The sequence below is a fragment of the Pseudomonas sp. PLMAX genome, from assembly GCF_046042685.1.
GTDB lineage: Bacteria > Pseudomonadota > Gammaproteobacteria > Pseudomonadales > Pseudomonadaceae > Aquipseudomonas > Aquipseudomonas putida_AE.
The window spans coordinates 40,291-56,704 of the sequence record NZ_CP064949.1; the positions used below are offsets into that span (position 1 = coordinate 40,291).

Genomic DNA, 16,414 nt, shown 5'->3' on the forward strand with positions numbered 1-16,414 from the left:
ATGACCGAGTTGTCGCAAGTGTCGGTGACGGCACTCAAGGGTGTTGGCGAAGCCATGGCCGAAAAACTGGCCAAGGTCGGCCTGGAAAATCTCCAGGACGTTCTGTTTCACCTGCCGCTGCGTTATCAGGATCGCACCCGCGTGGTGCCGATCGGCCATTTGCGACCGGGACAGGACGCCGTCGTCGAAGGCACCGTCAGCGGCGCCGACGTGGTCATGGGCCGGCGCCGCAGCCTCGTCGTGCGCATGCAGGACGGCACCGGCGGCCTGAGCCTGCGCTTCTACCATTTCAGCAATGCACAGAAAGAAGGCCTCAAGCGCGGCACGCGCATTCGCTGCTACGGTGAAGTGCGGCCCGGCGCCTCGGGGCTGGAAATCTACCACCCGGAATACCGCGCCATCACCGGGGACGAACCGCCGCCCGTGGATGAAACCCTGACCCCGGTGTACCCGCTCACCGAAGGCCTGACCCAACAGCGCCTGCGCCAGCTGTGCATGCAAACCCTGACCCTGCTGGGCCCCAGCAGCCTGCCCGACTGGCTGCCAAAGGAGCTGGCCCGGGATTACCAACTGGCGCCGCTGGCCGATGCAATCCGCTACCTGCATAACCCGCCTGCCGATGCCGATGTGGACGAACTCGCCCTGGGTCATCACTGGGCCCAGCATCGCCTGGCCTTCGAAGAACTGCTGACCCATCAACTGTCCCAGCAACGGCTGCGCGAGAGCATGCGTTCGCTGCGCGCACCGGCGATGCCCAAGGCCACCCGGCTGCCGGGCAAGTACCTGGCCAACCTCGGCTTCAGCCCCACAGGCGCACAGCAGCGGGTCGGCAACGAAATTGCCTACGACCTCAGTCAGCACGAGCCGATGCTGCGCCTGATTCAAGGTGACGTCGGCGCCGGTAAAACGGTGGTCGCCGCCCTTGCCGCCCTGCAGGCCCTGGAGGCGGGTTATCAGGTCGCGCTGATGGCACCGACCGAGATTCTCGCCGAACAGCACTACATCACCTTCAAGCGCTGGCTCGAACCGCTGGGTATCGAAGTCGCCTGGCTGGCCGGTAAGCTCAAGGGCAAGAACCGTGTGAGCGCGCTGGAGCAGATCGCCAACGGCACACCCATGGTGGTAGGCACCCACGCGCTGTTCCAGGACGAAGTGCAGTTCCAGAACCTGGCGCTGGTGATCATCGATGAACAGCACCGTTTCGGCGTGCAACAACGCCTGGCGTTGCGGCAGAAAGGGGTCGGCGGGCGCATGTGCCCGCATCAGTTGATCATGACTGCCACACCGATCCCTCGCACCCTGGCCATGAGCGCCTACGCCGACCTCGACACCTCGATCCTCGATGAGTTGCCACCTGGCCGAACCCCGGTGAACACCGTACTGATCACCGATACACGGCGCGTCGAAGTCATCGAACGGGTACGGGGTGCGTGCGCCGAAGGGCGTCAGGCCTACTGGGTATGCACGCTGATCGAAGAATCGGAAGAGTTGACCTGCCAGGCCGCGCAAACCACCTACGAAGACCTCACCGCCGCCCTCGGCGAGTTGAAGGTGGGGCTGATTCACGGCCGTATGAAGCCCGCGGAAAAAGCCGAAGTGATGGCCCAGTTCAAGGCGTGCAACCTGCAGCTGCTGGTCGCCACCACCGTGATCGAAGTCGGCGTCGACGTGCCCAATGCCAGCCTGATGATTATCGAAAACCCCGAACGCCTGGGCCTGGCGCAACTCCACCAGTTACGCGGCCGCGTCGGACGGGGCAGCGCGGCCAGTCATTGCGTGCTGCTCTATCATCCGCCGTTGTCACAGATCGGCCGCCAGCGGCTGGGTATCATGCGCGAAACCAACGACGGCTTCGTGATCGCCGAAAAGGATCTCGAGCTGCGCGGCCCCGGCGAAATGCTCGGCACCCGGCAAACCGGCCTGCTCCAATTCAAGGTCGCCGACCTGATGCGCGACGCCGATCTGCTGCCCGCCGTACGCGACGCCGCCCAGGCCTTGCTGGAACGCTGGCCTGAGCATGTCAGCCCATTACTCGACCGCTGGTTGCGCCATGGGCAGCAATACGGCCAAGTGTGAGCACCGTCTCAGTTTCCAGGCCATGGCTTTGAGCAAGCTGGTTATACTCCTGAAATTGTTTTGAACCGGATACAGACCATGACCGAAGTTGCCCTCGCACCTGATACTCCGCACGCTCCGTCGGTCATTCGTCTGCTGCTGGACAAAATGGGCATCGCCTTCGAAGAAGTGCTCGACCATCACGGCCTGAATGCCGCGCGCAAAGTCCAGGCCGTGCTGCTCGATGACAGTGTCGGCGCGCTGATGGTGCTGTATCCGCAGAGCCAATTGCTCGACCTCAATCGCCTGACCGAACTCACCGGCCGGCGGCTCACGGCCGTGTCGACCGAACGCCTGGAAAAAATGCTCGGCAAGCACCACCTGAGCCTGCTGCCGGGCTTGCCATCGCTGACCAGCTCGCCCTGCCTGTACGAAGAAAGCCTGTTGCGCGAGCCCATGGTGTTAGTCAACTCGGGGGAGCCGGGCGTACTGCTGGAGATCAGCAGTGAAGCCTTCCGGTCCATGCTGACCAAGGCCAGCGCCGCCAACTTCGGCGAGAACCTGAGCAGCATCCGCCCCAACCTCGATCGCCCCGACGATGACCGCGAGGAAATCTCCCAGGCCGTCCAGGCGTTCACCGCGCGCCGCATCCAGCAACGACTGGAAGCGACCATCGAGATTCCACCGCTGGCCGAAACGGCGCAGAAGATCATCAAGCTGCGCGTCGATCCCAACGCCACCATCGACGACATTACCGGCGTGGTCGAAACCGACCCGGCGCTGGCCGCACAAGTGGTGAGCTGGGCTGCATCGCCGTACTACGCCTCACCGGGCAAGATCCGTTCGGTGGAAGACGCGATCGTCCGGGTACTGGGTTTCGACCTGGTGATCAACCTGGCGCTGGGCCTGGCCCTGGGCAAAACCCTGAGCCTGCCCAAGGACCGCCCGCAACACAGCACACCCTACTGGCAGCAATCGATCTACACGGCCGCGGTCATCGAAGGCCTGACCCGCGCCATGCCCCGCGCCCAGCGCCCGGAAGCGGGCCTGACCTACCTGGCGGGCCTGCTGCACAACTTCGGCTACCTGTTGCTGGCCCACGTGTTCCCGCCGCACTTCTCGCTGATCTGCCGGCACATGGAGGTCAACCCGCACCTGTGCCACAGCTTTGTGGAACAACACCTGCTGGGCATCAGCCGTGAACAGATCGGCTCATGGCTGATGCGCTACTGGGACATGCCGGAAGAGCTCACCACCGCGCTGCGCTTCCAGCACGACCCGACCTACGACGGCACCTTCGCCGAGTACCCGAACCTGGTGTGCCTCGCCGTGCGCCTGCTGCGCAGCCGAGGCATCGGCTCCGGACCGGACGAAGACATCCCCGACGCCCTGCTGGAGCGCCTCGGCCTGAGCCGCGCCAAGGCTGAAGACGTCGTCAGCAAGGTGCTTGAAGCCGAAGTGATGCTGCGCGAACTCGCGTCGCAATTCAGCCAGGGGTGAAGTACCTCATCGGAACGCCACCCCTTTAGGAGCGAGCTTGCTCCTACACCTTCTTCGGCTTCTTCGGCTTCAAATACTTGGTCAACCCCTGGAACCAGATCACCAGCGCCGGGTTGCCCTTGATCTGAATCGACTTGTCCTGGATCCCCGTCATGAACGCCAACTGCTTGTTCTTCGCCTGCATCGTGGCAAAGCCGTACGCCGCGTCCTTGAAGGCAATCGCAAACGCCGGCTCATCGTGCACACCCGCCTTGCTGGTAATGCGCTGATCCTTCACCCGGAAGTGCCGCGCTACTTTCCCGTCCAGGGTCTGCAGCTGAAACACCAACGCCTTGTCACCCAGCTGCTGCTGGAACGCAGGATTGGAGCGACTGGCCCGGCTCATCAATAGACCCATCATCCACAGCAGAAAACGAAATTTCATGTGCACAGCCTCAAAAGAAAAATGAACGGCCGGCGCAGTGTAGCGATTAAAAGCCAGAATGCCACCTTCGCGATACGTTAGGAGGAGATGCCAGGTTTTTTGACGCCGATGACTACCAAGTCACTGACGACAGCTCCTTTTAGGGCTCAAACAGGTTGCGACGGGGCAACATTATCCAGCACCCGATTGACCGCCAACTCACCGAGCATGATCACCTGCTGCAGCGCCAACATCGTGCTGCGGTGCGCGCCCTCCAGCATCGCGGCGATTTCACTCGCCATCACATTCGCCGAGGCCAACGACTCACAGGCGTGGGCCAATAGCGTTTCGTTGTCGATGTCCGGTGCCACGACAAAGATCGTGCTGGGCGTATGGGCGCCGGTCATGACCAGGGCATTGGGTTTCAGGTAATGGTCCAGGGCGCGATTGGCAGCCTGGTGCAACTTTCTGGAAGTCGCGGACATGTACGGGGTAGTGCTTTCGGTTTCCGATCCGGCGGGTAAATCATTGACCTTGGGCATGGTGAATCTCCGAGGAATATTGGAGTGACCACGCTAACCTTCGCGCTTCCGAAGGCCAACCTTAAAAAAGCGTCGGATGCTTCCTCAATTTTGTAAGCAATTTCATCATTTTCGAACCGTGTTTAAGGATTTGAAACTCGCCGTTTGTAAGCCCCCCACCTCGCGCGTGCACTCTCCTGTAGGAGCTGCCGCAGGCTGCGATCCTTTGATTTTTCCCTCTCGCAAACCTTTCGGAAATTTCCTTCAAACTTAAGGATCCTGGGATTGGTGGCGGCCGCGTATCGCTTGCAGTTTGATGGTGCCTGACACACCGCCTTCGCTGGCAAGCCAGCTCCTACAAAGGCCGGAGTCGAGACAAAAAAAATAGGCACCCAACCTTGTTGGCGTGCCCATTTTTTCAGCAGCCCCGCAAAGGGGCATGCGAATTACGGATTAACACTATCCTTCAACGACTTACCCGGCTTGAACGCAACAGTGTTGCTGGCCTTGATTTTAACCGGCTCACCGGTTTGCGGGTTTTTGCCGGTGCGGGCACCGCGGTGGCGTTGCAGGAAGGTGCCGAAACCTACCAGCGTCACGCTGTCCTTGCGGTGCAGGGCGCCGGTGATTTCTTCGAGAACGGCATTGAGGACGCGGTTGGCCTGCTCTTTGGTGAGATCTGCTTTTTCAGCAATGGCTGCGGCGAGTTCTGGTTTACGCATATGAGTGAAGCCCCTTTGACGGTTTGTTGTTGTTATGTCCGTGCTGCTCTCTGCGGAGCAGCGCCCAAAGCGCCGCAGGTGCTCTACTCTGCGGCAGACGGGAGTGAGGATGGCACGCAGCGAGGAGCCGCGCCAGTGTCGGCGCGGCCAATGTTTGAGCAAAAGGGGGGTTATTCCGACAGAACGACCGGTATTTACGCCAGCAGTGCCGGAAGCTCTTTGTTGAGGGCCAGTTTTTCCATCACGGCCGCGCCTGTCAGGGCATATCCGAGCAGTTTGCCGTTGCTATCGCGGCATAAAACCTTGATGTCGGCGCCCTGCCCTTCGACCGTCCAGGCGCCCTCCGAACCCCGTGGTGGTGGCGATACCACCAAGGGGCAGACCGGGGTTTTCACCGTAATGGGCATCGGACCATAGTTGACCACCGTCGGGTTACCGGCGAGGGTCTGGGCCAGCGCTCTCGCACAACTCATCAGGGGCATCACGTACAACAGATTCAGCCCATCGACCTCGGCGCAGTCACCCAAGGCGTAGATGTTGGCGTGGGAGGTTTGCAGGTGCCGGTCGATTATCACACCACGATTGACCTGCAAACCGGCAGCCGCGGCCAGGTCGATGCGCGGACGCAGGCCAATGGCCGAGACCACCACGTCGCACGGAATGACCTGACCGTCGGAAAGATGGGCTTCCAGGCCGCCAGCAACCCGCTGCAGGCGATTGAGTACCGGGCCGAGGTGGAAGCGTGCGCCCAGGCTTTCCAGCCCGGCCTGGACCGCTGCGGCCGCCGCCGGGTGCAACAGGGTCGGCATGACCTGCTCGCACGGCGCCACCAGTTGCACCTCGTAGCCACCCAGGGTCAGGTCGTTGGCGAATTCGCAGCCGATCAGGCCGGCGCCCAGCAACAATACCCGTCGCTTGCCGGCCGCTGCCGCGCGAAAGCGCGCGTAGTCTTCCAGGTCGTTGATCGGGAATACGCAATCCGCTGCGTCGCCTTCGATGGGCACGCGCACGGTTTCGGCGCCCCAGGCCAACACCAGGTCACGGTAGATCACTGCTTCCTCGCCGATCCACAGACGCTTGTGGCCCGGGTCGATGCCACTGATGCGGGTATGGGTACGCACTTCGGCCTTCAACTGCTCGGCCATCGCGCCCGGTTCGGCCATGCTCAGGCCGTCGGCATCCTTGTTCTTGCCGAATCCAGTGGAGAGCATGGGCTTGGAGTAGGAGCGCCCGTCATCGGCGGTAATCAGCAGCAGCGGGGTTTCGCTGTCGAGTTTGCGAAACTCGCGGGCGACGTTGTAGCCAGCCAGCCCGGTACCAATGATGACGACAGGTGCGTTCATTCCTTACTCCTCTAATTGTCTCAGTTGATTTCGATCATTTCGAAATCCATTTTGCCGACGCCGCAATCCGGGCACAGCCAGTCTTCCGGCACGTCTTGCCACAGGGTGCCCGGCGCGATGCCGTCATCGGGCCAACCGTCGGCTTCGTTATAGATCAGGCCGCAGACGATACATTGCCACTTTTTCATTCAGGTACTTCCTCAAATTCAGGCTTTTACTGGCGCGAACGGACGATGGATAAAGTGCTGCTGTCCGGCTCAGGGCGTTTTGTACTGATGGGGCCGGACAGATGCAAGCGTGTTCGGCGCAATGGACGCCCGGATCACTCAAACTTATCAGCTGACATGTTAAGCTCGCCGCCTCATTTGCTGCCAATAATGACTCACTGTGCCGCACTCAAAACCCCCATTCTGGGTGACCAGAAGCCAACTCGCTCCCCTCCCCGACATGTCTACCCTCGACTGGTTGTTCGACGAAGGATCACTGACCCGTCGCCTGACCCGTTTGTCGAATGACGGCTTCAGCGTCACGCCGCTGTTCGAAGGCTGGCAGCCTCTGCGTGCTGACGAATGTGCCGCCCTGGACCTGGCTGAAGACAGTGAGGGCTGGGTGCGCGAGGTGTATCTGCGTGGTCATGGCGAGGCTTGGGTGTTTGCCCGCAGCGTCGCGGCACGCAGTGCGCTACAGGGCGACGGCTTGCACATGGACGAGCTGGGCAGTCGCTCCCTGGGCGAATTGCTGTTTTGCGATCACGCCTTCCAGCGCCGGGCCATCGAGGTTTGTCACTATCCTCAGGCGTGGCTGCCGACGGACGTGCGAGCGCCTGGGCTGTGGGGCCGTCGCTCGCGCTTCGACCGTGGCGCCTTGAGTGTGCTGGTGGCCGAGATCTTCCTGCCGACCCTGTGGAGCGCCGCCGGCGCCGATCCGGAGAATTGCTGATGTACCAGAGCCTGCTCAAGTCCTTGAACCGCTTGAATCCCCGGGCCTGGGACTTCATTCAGCTGACGCGCATGGACAAGCCGATCGGCATCTACCTGCTGCTGTGGCCGACGTTGTGGGCACTGTGGATTGCCGGCAAGGGCTCGCCCTCCCTGGCCAATATCGTGATTTTCGTCCTCGGCGTGGTGCTGACCCGTGCGGGCGGCTGCGTGATCAATGATTGGGCGGACCGCAAGGTCGACGGCCATGTGAAACGCACCGAGCAGCGACCGCTGGTGAGCGGCAAGATCAGTTCCCGGGAAGCCCTGGTGTTCTTTGCGCTGCTGATGGGCGTGAGTTTCCTGTTGGTGCTGTGCACCAATGCCGCCACCATCTGGTTGTCACTCGGCGGCCTGGCGTTGGCGTTCAGCTACCCATTCATGAAGCGCTACACCTATTACCCACAGGTGGTGCTGGGGGCGGCGTTCTCCTGGGGCATGCCGATGGCGTTCACCGCTGAAACCGGCGAACTGCCGGCGGCAGCCTGGCTGCTGTACATCGCCAACCTGATGTGGACGGTGGGTTATGACACCTACTACGCGATGACCGACCGCGACGATGACTTGAAGATCGGCGTGAAATCCACGGCAATCCTGTTTGGCGAGGCCGACCGGGTGATCATCCTGACCTTGCAGGGGTTGGCGTTGGGTTGCCTGTTGCTGGCCGGTTCGAAATTCGAGCTGGGGGGCTGGTTCCACCTCGGTCTGGCGGTGGCGGCGGGCTGTTTTGCCTGGGAGTTCTGGTACACCCGTGGCAAAGACCGGATGCGTTGTTTCAAGGCGTTCTTGCACAACCATTGGGCCGGGTTGGCGATTTTTGTCGGGATTGTGCTGGATTACGGGTTGCGTTGAGGATGTTAAAAGATCGCAGCCTTCGGCAGCTCCTACAGGGGCTGCGATCTTTTTGCGAATTACGGCACCGGTTATTTTTGCGACTCATGCATGACGTGCCAGACGTCCTTCATCTTGTCGCCCTTCATGTCTCCCGGCTTTTCATCTTTCACGAACGTATACATCGGCTTGCCGTCGTAAGCGTATTGACTGGTACCGTCATCGCGCTTGATGACGCTCCACTTGCCAGACGCCGTGGCACCCGCCGGAGCCATCAATGGCGGCCAGTTCTTGGCGCACTCGTCGTTACACATCGACTTGCCGCCCGAGTCTTTGTCGAACGTGTACAGGGTCATGCCCTTATGGTCGACCATCATCCCATCTTTCATCATCGCCGGGTCGGCGGCGAAGGCCATGGTCGGCAGCGTTAGCGCAGCAGTCACCAGCAAAGCCTTCCAGGATTGAGCAATGTGTTTCATGGAAACCTTCCGTTTGTGGTTGTCAGGATTCGGACTTAGAGCTTAGTCCAGGTTCATGACAATCGCCGGGGGACTAAAATACTGTCACACGACTGCAATAATTCCGTTATCTAATGCGGCGCAAGACAGTTAAATGACAAGAGGATTAACGCATGGTTGGCAGGAGCATTCTGATCGTCGACGACGAAGCACCCATTCGCGAAATGATCGCCGTTGCGTTGGAAATGGCCGGCTATGACTGCATGGAGGCGGAGAACTCCCAGCAGGCCCACGCCATTATCGTCGACCGCAAGCCGGACCTGATCCTGCTCGACTGGATGCTGCCTGGCACGTCCGGCATCGAGCTGGCCCGCCGCCTCAAGCGCGACGAGCTGACCGGGGACATCCCGATCATCATGCTCACCGCCAAGGGCGAAGAGGACAACAAGATCCAGGGCCTGGAAGTCGGCGCCGATGACTACATCACCAAACCCTTTTCCCCCCGCGAGCTGGTCGCGCGCCTCAAGGCCGTGCTGCGCCGAGCCGGCCCTAGCGATGGCGAAGCGCCAATCGAAGTCGGCGGCCTGCTGCTGGACCCGATCGGCCACCGCGTGACCATCGACGGCAAACCGGCGGAAATGGGGCCGACCGAATACCGTCTGCTGCAATTCTTCATGACCCACCAGGAACGCGCCTACACCCGTGGCCAGTTGCTGGACCAGGTCTGGGGCGGCAACGTGTATGTCGAGGAGCGCACCGTCGACGTGCACATCCGGCGCCTGCGCAAAGCCCTCGGCGATGCCTACGAAAACCTGGTACAAACCGTGCGCGGCACCGGTTATCGTTTTTCTACCAAAGCCTGATCCGGACGTTCACCGCCCGACAAGCTGACAAGGACGCGCTTCAAGTGAACCAAAACTGGCATGGCACCCTGATTCGCCACATGCTGCTGCTGGTCACCGCCTGCCTGGTGATCGGCCTGATCACCGGCTACTATGGCTGGAGCCTCGCCGCGGGACTTGGCGTTTACCTGGCCTGGACCCTCAAGCAACTGCTGCGCCTGCACGAATGGCTGCGCCTGCACAAACCCGATGAAGCGCCACCCGATGGCTACGGCCTGTGGGGCGAAGTATTCGACAGCATCTACCACCTGCAACGTCGCGACCAACGCGTTCGCGGACGCCTGCAAGCGGTCATCGACCGGGTCCAGGAGTCCACCGCCGCCTTGAAGGACGCGGTGGTCATGCTCGACAGCGATGGCAACCTGGAATGGTGGAACCGCGCCGCTGAAACCCTGCTGGGCTTAAAGACGCCGCAGGACAGCGGTCAGCCAGTAACCAACCTGGTACGTCATCCGCGCTTCAAGGAATACTTCGAGCAGGACAGCTACGCCGAACCGCTGGAAATCCCGTCGCCGACCAACGACCGCATGCGTATCCAGCTGTACATCACCCGCTACGGCAACAATGAACACCTGATGCTGGTGCGCGACGTGACGCGTATCCATCAGCTGGAGCAGATGCGCAAAGACTTCATCGCCAACGTTTCCCACGAACTGCGCACGCCGCTGACGGTGATCTGTGGCTATCTGGAAACCCTGCTCGACAACGTCGAGGAAGTGAACCCGCGCTGGACCCGTGCCCTGCAACAAATGCAGCAGCAAGGCGGGCGCATGCAGACCTTGCTCAACGACCTGCTGTTGCTGGCCAAACTGGAAGCCACCGATTACCCGTCGGACAACCAGCCGGTGGCCATCGACGGCTTGCTGCAATCGATCAAGGGTGACGCCCAGCAGCTGTCCGGCCAGAAAAACCAGAAAATCACCCTGGAAGCCGACCCGACGATCCTGCTCAAGGGCAGTGAAGCGGAATTGCGCAGCGCGTTTTCCAACCTGGTGTTCAACGCGGTGAAATACACCCAGGCCGAAGGCAACATCCGCATTCGCTGGTGGGGCGACGAGCAAGGCGCGCACCTGAGCGTGCAGGACTCCGGGATCGGCATCGACAGCAAACACCTGCCGCGCCTGACCGAACGTTTCTACCGCGTCGACTCCAGTCGCAACTCCAACACCGGCGGCACCGGGCTGGGCCTGGCGATCGTCAAGCACGTGCTGTTGCGCCACCGCGCGCGGATGGAAATCAGCAGTGTGCCGGGGCACGGCAGCACGTTTACCTGCCACTTTGCGCCCGCCCAGGTCAGCAGATCACGGGTTATCAGCACCACTGACTGATACCGGCCAGCACGCGCCACTAGGCAATCGCACGGTCAGCCGCTACATTGGCTGACTTGTGCCTGCCTTTCAGGTGCACTTTTTTCTTTCCTTTCGATTACACGGAACCCGCAAAACTCCATCATGGACCCTTCCCCTGGCTTGACCCTCGCAACAATATTCGCCGACTTCGGCATGATTCTTTTTGCTCTGATCCTGGTGTTGCTCAACGGCTTTTTCGTTGCGGCGGAATTTGCCATGGTCAAATTGCGCTCGACCCGGGTCGAAGCCATCGCTGAACAACACGGCTGGCGCGGGCACATCCTGCGCACCGTGCACAGTCAGCTCGATGCCTACCTGTCGGCGTGTCAATTGGGTATCACCCTCGCCTCCCTCGGCCTCGGCTGGGTCGGTGAGCCGGCGTTCGCGCATATTCTCGAGCCGGTGCTCGAAACGGTCGGCGTACAGTCGCCGGAAGTGGTCAAGGGCGTGTCGTTCTTCACCGCGTTCTTCATCATTTCGTACCTGCACATCGTGGTCGGCGAGCTCGCCCCGAAATCCTGGGCCATCCGCAAACCCGAATTGCTGTCGCTGTGGACCGCGGTGCCGCTGTACCTGTTCTACTGGGCCATGTACCCGGCCATTTACCTGCTCAACGCCAGCGCCAACCAGATCCTGCGCATCGCAGGGCAAGGCGAACCCGGCCCGCATCACGAGCACCATTACAGCCGCGAAGAACTGAAACTGATCCTGCACTCCAGCCGTGGCCAGGACCCGAGCGACCAGGGCATGCGCGTACTGGCCTCGGCCGTGGAAATGGGTGAACTGGAAGTGGTCGACTGGGCCAACTCCCGCGAAGACTTGGTGACCCTGGAGTTCAATGCACCGCTCAAGGAAATCCTGGCGATGTTCCGTCGCCACAAGTTCAGCCGTTACCCGGTGTATGACAGCGAGCGCCAGGAGTTCGTCGGCCTGCTGCACATCAAGGACCTGCTGCTTGAACTGGCGGCCCTGGACCACATTCCCGAGTCGTTCAACCTGGCCGAACTGACCCGTCCGCTGGAGCGCGTGTCGCGGCACATGCCGTTGTCGCAATTGCTGGAGCAGTTCCGCAAGGGCGGCTCGCACTTCGCCGTGGTCGAGGAAGCCGATGGCAACATCATCGGTTACCTGACCATGGAAGACGTGCTGGAAGTGCTGGTAGGCGATATCCAGGACGAACATCGCAAGGCCGAGCGCGGCATCCTCGCCTATCAACCGGGCAAGCTGCTGGTACGGGGTGATACGCCACTGTTCAAGGTCGAGCGGCTGCTGGGCATCGATCTGGACCACGTTGAAGCCGAAACCCTCGCAGGTTTGGTCTACGAAAGCCTCAAGCGCGTACCGGAAGAGGAAGAAGTGCTGGAAGTCGAAGGCCTGCGCATCATCATCAAGAAGATGAAAGGGCCGAAGATTGTGCTGGCCAAGGTGTTGATGCTCGATTGATGGGCTGATCTGGATTCGCGGCGCGCCCTTCGCGAGCAAGCCCGCTCCCACAGGTTATGCGCAGATCCTGTAGGAGCTGGCTTGCCAGCGAAGGCGTCACGTCAGACTATCCATCACCGCTTGCCCAACGCAAAGTTGGGCAGCGCGCCCATCGGTTGCTTGAACTGATACGGGATCGATACCAGCCCCATCCCGGTATTGCGCTGCACCACGAAGTGCAGATGCGGCCCACTGCTGTTGCCGGTATTGCCCGACAGCGCCAGCGGGCTGCCCACCCCCACCCGCTGCCCTTCGCGAACGCTGACCGAACCTTTTTGCAGGTGCAGGTACACGCCCATGGTCCCGTCATCGTGCAGCACCCGCACGAAATTGCCCGACGGATCGGTGCCACGCCCGGTCTGCCCGTTTTCGGTCTTCACCACCATCCCGCCCCGCGCGGCAATGATCGGCGTGCCCTCCGGCATGGCGATGTCAATGGCATAGCGATTCCTCGGGCCGAAGTGGCTGTACTGGCCTTCGGCGCCTTGGCTCACGCGAAACGGCCCGCCACGCCAGGGGTACGGATATCGGTAGGCCACGGCAGCGCCTGCGGGGTCACCCAGGGAATATTCGAACTTTGGCAGATACGCGAGTGGCTGTCCGGCCTTGGTCGGCGTGAGCTGCGCAAGGCGAATGCTGCTACGCAAAGGCATCACCCGACGAATGGGACGACTCGGCGCACCGCTGACGTTCTTCAAACCGGTGAAACTCAATTCGATTTCTACCGGCGCATACAGGTCATTGCGCACGTAGACGCTGTCCACACCGTCCTTTTTCATGATCACGAGGTATACCTGACGCTCGAGGTTTTCGACCATGCGATCGCGGAACGTGAACACGCTGGAGCCTTTGGTGGGGCGGTCGCTGTAGGAGACCACGCCATCGGCGTCGGTGGACTTGTAGATGGTCACTGCCATGGCCGAAGTCGAGGCGATGAAAAGACCACAGAAAAACAGCAGGCGCGCGAACATGGGCGGGATTCTGTCGAGTCAGGTTTGGGTTTGAGCCTAGCAGGCGCAATGGACCTGTGAAGTCGGCAGATGTTCAGATGGATGTACGGTGATTTCGAGGGCCTCTTCGCGAGCAAGCCCGCTCCCACATTTTGAAATGCATTCCAATGTGGGAGCGGGCTTGCTCGCGATGGCGGTCTTAAGCGCCAGGAATAAAGTGTTTCTGCGCGGTACCACGAGCAATCAGGCGGGAGATGTAGTCCAGTTTCTGCGCGTCCTGATCGACGAAGCGGAAGGTGAGTTGCAGCCAGTCGCTGTCGGGCTTTGGCTCGTGGGCCACCACGGCGTGCAGATAACCGTTGAGCCGCGCCACTTCGGCACTCTCGCCCTGCTCCAGATCCAGTACGGCGCTGTCGAGCACCTGCGGCAGGCTGTCGGTGCGCTTGACCACCAGCAGCGCTTCCTTGAGGCTCAGCGCCTTGATCACGCACGGCTGGATGCCGTTGGGCAGCCGTAGCTGACCCTGGCCACGCCCGCCGCCGCCAGCAGCAACCACTGGAGCCTTGACCGGCGGGCTGTTGAGCAAGCCTGGGGACGGTACAGCGGCCGCCGGTGCGCTCACGGCAGGCTTGGCGCCGGTCAATGCGTTCAGGGTGTCGGTACCGAATGCCGAGATCGTTTTGGTCGCCGCCACGCTCGTCAAGATGTCGAGTTTGCCGACCTTGTGCAGCGCCTGCTTGACCTTGGTGATCAGTTGCTCGTTGGTGAACGGCTTGCTGACGTAACCGGAAACGCCGGCCTGGATCGCCTGGACGACGTTTTCCTTGTCGCCGCGGCTGGTCACCATCACGAATGGCATGCCTTTGAGGCTGTCTTGCCCGCGACACCATGTCAGCAGTTCCAGGCCCGACATCTCCGGCATTTCCCAGTCGCACAGCACCAGGTCAAATGCTTCCCTGGCCAGCAGCGACTGAGCCTTGCGGCCGTTGACCGCGTCTTCGATGCGCATGCCCGGAAAATAGTTGCGCAGGCATTTCTTCACCAGGTCACGAATGAACGCAGCATCGTCCACGACCAACACACTGACCTTACTCATCCACAACCCCTTTAAAAAATCCCGGTGAACCCCAAACGAAAACGCCCGGCCAATAGGCCGGGCGCTTTAGTTGGGCAATCTTACTTATCGTCAGATTTGCCCGGAACATTAGCGGTTTCGCCGCTGGTCCCTTCAACTTCTTCCTTCATGCGCTTGAGGCCCAGGTGACGAACGTCAGTGCCGCGCACCAGATAAATCACCAGTTCCGAGATATTGCGCGCGTGGTCGCCGATACGCTCCAGCGAACGCAGGACCCAGATGATGCTCAAGACCCGCGAGATAGAGCGCGGGTCTTCCATCATGTAGGTTGCCAGCTCACGCAGGGCGGTCTTGTATTCGCGGTCGATGATCTTGTCGTACTGCGCCACCGACAACGCCAGGTCGGCGTCGAAACGGGCAAAGGCATCCAGCGCATCACGGACCATGTTGCGCACCTGGTCGCCGATGTGGCGCACCTCGACGTAACCGCGCGGTGCTTCGCCTTCTTCGCACAGCTGGATGGCGCGACGGGCGATCTTGGTCGCTTCGTCACCGATGCGCTCCAGGTCGATCACCGACTTGGAGATGCTGATGATCAGGCGCAAGTCAGACGCCGCCGGCTGGCGACGGGCCAGGATGCGCAGGCATTCTTCGTCGATGTTGCGTTCCATCTGGTTGATCTGGTCGTCGATCTCGCGCACCTGCTGGGCCAGGCCGGAGTCGGCCTCGATCAGCGCGGTGACCGCGTCGTTGACCTGCTTTTCGACCAGCCCGCCCATGGCCAGGAGGTGGCTGCGCACTTCCTCCAGTTCGGCGTTGAACTGCGCGGAAATGTGGTGGGTAAGGCCTTCTTTGCTAATCATGTTGGCGTCCTTGGAGCGTCCGGTAAGGTGCGGTGGGCCGCAGCGTCAGTTCAGTGAGCAACCACAGCTTTCCTAGCCGTAACGACCGGTGATGTAGTCTTCGGTCTGCTTCTTCGCCGGATTGGTGAACAGAGTATCGGTGTCGCCGAATTCCACCAGTTTGCCCATGTACATGAACGCCGTGTAGTCGGAAACCCGCGCGGCCTGTTGCATGTTGTGGGTCACGATGACGATGGTGAACTTCGATTTCAGTTCGTAGATCAGCTCTTCGACTTTCAGCGTCGAGATCGGGTCGAGTGCCGAGCAGGGTTCGTCGAGCAACAGCACTTCCGGTTCCACGGCGATGGTGCGGGCGATCACCAAACGTTGTTGCTGACCACCGGACAGGCCCAGTGCCGACTCGTGCAGACGATCTTTGACTTCGTCCCACAAGGCCGCGCCTTTCAATGCCCACTCAACGGCTTCGTCCAGTACGCGCTTCTTGTTGATGCCCTGGATGCGCAGGCCGTAGACCACGTTTTCGTAGATGGTTTTCGGGAACGGGTTCGGCTTCTGGAACACCATGCCGACGCGACGACGCAGCTCGGCCACGTCTTCGCCCTTGCGGTAGATGTTGTTGCCGTACAGGTTGATCGCGCCTTCGACACGGCAACCGTCCACCAGGTCGTTCATGCGGTTGAAGGTGCGCAGCAGCGTCGACTTGCCGCAGCCGGACGGGCCGATGAAGGCGGTCACGCGCTGTTTCGGGATGTTCATGCTGACGTCGTACAGCGCTTGTTTGTCGCCGTAGAACAGGCTCAGGCCCGGCACTTCGATGGCTACGGTTTCCTGCTCGAGGCTCAGGCTCTGTTTGTCGCGACCCAGGGCCGACATGTTGATGCCGTGGGTATGTGCTTCGTGCTGCATGGGAGGCTCCCTGTGCTAACAAATTCGGTTCGGGGCCGCAGGCCGGGCCTGCGGGTTACTCAAATTCTGTGTGTTGC

17 protein-coding genes are annotated in these 16,414 nt (G+C 61.1%); 7 read left to right on the forward strand and 10 right to left on the reverse strand.

The genetic code is table 11. The annotated features are described in order from the left end of the window. Window positions 1–2,076, forward strand: a complete 2,076-nt coding sequence (recG, locus tag DKB71_RS00205) for an ATP-dependent DNA helicase RecG (protein WP_408599321.1) — start codon at window positions 1–3, stop codon at window positions 2,074–2,076. Between the two features lie 78 nt (window positions 2,077–2,154). Beyond that, window positions 2,155–3,555: an aminoacyl-tRNA deacylase and HDOD domain-containing protein gene (locus DKB71_RS00210; protein ID WP_408599322.1), complete on the forward strand. Its 1,401-nt coding sequence runs from the start codon at window positions 2,155–2,157 to the stop codon at window positions 3,553–3,555. A 43-nt stretch (window positions 3,556–3,598) separates the two neighbouring features. On the opposite strand, the gene DKB71_RS00215 is transcribed toward DKB71_RS00210, so the two are convergent. The 5 genes from DKB71_RS00215 to DKB71_RS00235 all read right to left on the reverse strand — a co-directional run bounded on the left by DKB71_RS00215 (window position 3,599) and on the right by DKB71_RS00235 (window position 6,732). Continuing rightward, window positions 3,599–3,979: a helicase gene (locus DKB71_RS00215; RefSeq protein WP_274073730.1), complete on the reverse strand. Its 381-nt coding sequence runs from the start codon at window positions 3,977–3,979 to the stop codon at window positions 3,599–3,601. Window positions 3,980–4,125: 146 nt separating this feature from the next. Next, window positions 4,126–4,500, reverse strand: a complete 375-nt coding sequence (locus DKB71_RS00220; protein ID WP_274073731.1) for a DUF6124 family protein — start codon at window positions 4,498–4,500, stop codon at window positions 4,126–4,128. Window positions 4,501–4,925: 425 nt separating this feature from the next. Further along, window positions 4,926–5,201, reverse strand: coding sequence for an HU family DNA-binding protein (locus DKB71_RS00225; RefSeq protein WP_003213368.1), 276 nt, complete (start codon window positions 5,199–5,201; stop codon window positions 4,926–4,928). A 194-nt stretch (window positions 5,202–5,395) separates the two neighbouring features. Further along, window positions 5,396–6,544: an NAD(P)/FAD-dependent oxidoreductase gene (locus DKB71_RS00230; RefSeq protein WP_408599323.1), complete on the reverse strand. Its 1,149-nt coding sequence runs from the start codon at window positions 6,542–6,544 to the stop codon at window positions 5,396–5,398. A gap of 20 nt (window positions 6,545–6,564) precedes the next feature. Then, window positions 6,565–6,732, reverse strand: a complete 168-nt coding sequence (locus DKB71_RS00235) for a rubredoxin (protein WP_003437744.1) — start codon at window positions 6,730–6,732, stop codon at window positions 6,565–6,567. A 199-nt stretch (window positions 6,733–6,931) separates the two neighbouring features. On the opposite strand from DKB71_RS00235, the gene DKB71_RS00240 reads away from it, so the two are divergent. Beyond that, entirely contained in the window at window positions 6,932–7,483 is a 552-nt protein-coding gene (locus tag DKB71_RS00240) for a chorismate--pyruvate lyase family protein (RefSeq protein WP_408599324.1), read from the forward strand. Continuing rightward, window positions 7,483–8,373: a 4-hydroxybenzoate octaprenyltransferase gene (gene ubiA, locus DKB71_RS00245; protein WP_408599325.1), complete on the forward strand. Its 891-nt coding sequence runs from the start codon at window positions 7,483–7,485 to the stop codon at window positions 8,371–8,373. Before DKB71_RS00240 ends, ubiA begins: the two co-directional genes overlap by 1 nt. Window positions 8,374–8,444: 71 nt before the next feature. On the opposite strand, the gene DKB71_RS00250 is transcribed toward ubiA, so the two are convergent. Continuing rightward, window positions 8,445–8,831, reverse strand: coding sequence for a hypothetical protein (locus DKB71_RS00250; protein ID WP_323625730.1), 387 nt, complete (start codon window positions 8,829–8,831; stop codon window positions 8,445–8,447). 152 nt (window positions 8,832–8,983) lie between these two features. Between DKB71_RS00250 and phoB the strand changes: the two genes are divergently transcribed. From phoB to DKB71_RS00265, 3 genes are all read left to right on the forward strand, one after another. Beyond that, complete coding sequence (gene phoB, locus DKB71_RS00255) at window positions 8,984–9,673, forward strand: phosphate regulon transcriptional regulator PhoB (RefSeq protein WP_020797927.1); 690 nt, start codon at window positions 8,984–8,986, stop codon at window positions 9,671–9,673. Between the two features lie 80 nt (window positions 9,674–9,753). After that, on the forward strand, window positions 9,754–11,040 hold the full coding sequence (phoR, locus tag DKB71_RS00260; protein WP_274073871.1) for a phosphate regulon sensor histidine kinase PhoR: 1,287 nt from the start codon (window positions 9,754–9,756) through the stop codon (window positions 11,038–11,040). A 123-nt stretch (window positions 11,041–11,163) separates the two neighbouring features. Beyond that, the gene (locus tag DKB71_RS00265; protein ID WP_274073736.1) at window positions 11,164–12,504 is read left to right on the forward strand and encodes a hemolysin family protein; all 1,341 of its coding nucleotides are present in this window, start codon (window positions 11,164–11,166) and stop codon (window positions 12,502–12,504) included. 113 nt (window positions 12,505–12,617) lie between these two features. Here DKB71_RS00265 and DKB71_RS00270 read toward each other — a convergent pair whose 3' ends face one another. From DKB71_RS00270 to pstB, 4 genes are all read right to left on the reverse strand, one after another. Beyond that, the gene (locus DKB71_RS00270; RefSeq protein WP_408599326.1) at window positions 12,618–13,514 is read right to left on the reverse strand and encodes a peptidoglycan DD-metalloendopeptidase family protein; all 897 of its coding nucleotides are present in this window, start codon (window positions 13,512–13,514) and stop codon (window positions 12,618–12,620) included. A 178-nt stretch (window positions 13,515–13,692) separates the two neighbouring features. Next, window positions 13,693–14,589: a response regulator gene (locus DKB71_RS00275; RefSeq protein ID WP_408599327.1), complete on the reverse strand. Its 897-nt coding sequence runs from the start codon at window positions 14,587–14,589 to the stop codon at window positions 13,693–13,695. Window positions 14,590–14,669: 80 nt separating this feature from the next. After that, window positions 14,670–15,431, reverse strand: coding sequence for a phosphate signaling complex protein PhoU (phoU, locus tag DKB71_RS00280; RefSeq protein ID WP_008064514.1), 762 nt, complete (start codon window positions 15,429–15,431; stop codon window positions 14,670–14,672). A 72-nt stretch (window positions 15,432–15,503) separates the two neighbouring features. Continuing rightward, the gene (gene pstB, locus DKB71_RS00285; RefSeq protein WP_008064516.1) at window positions 15,504–16,337 is read right to left on the reverse strand and encodes a phosphate ABC transporter ATP-binding protein PstB; all 834 of its coding nucleotides are present in this window, start codon (window positions 16,335–16,337) and stop codon (window positions 15,504–15,506) included. Window positions 16,338–16,414: the final 77 nt, after the last annotated feature.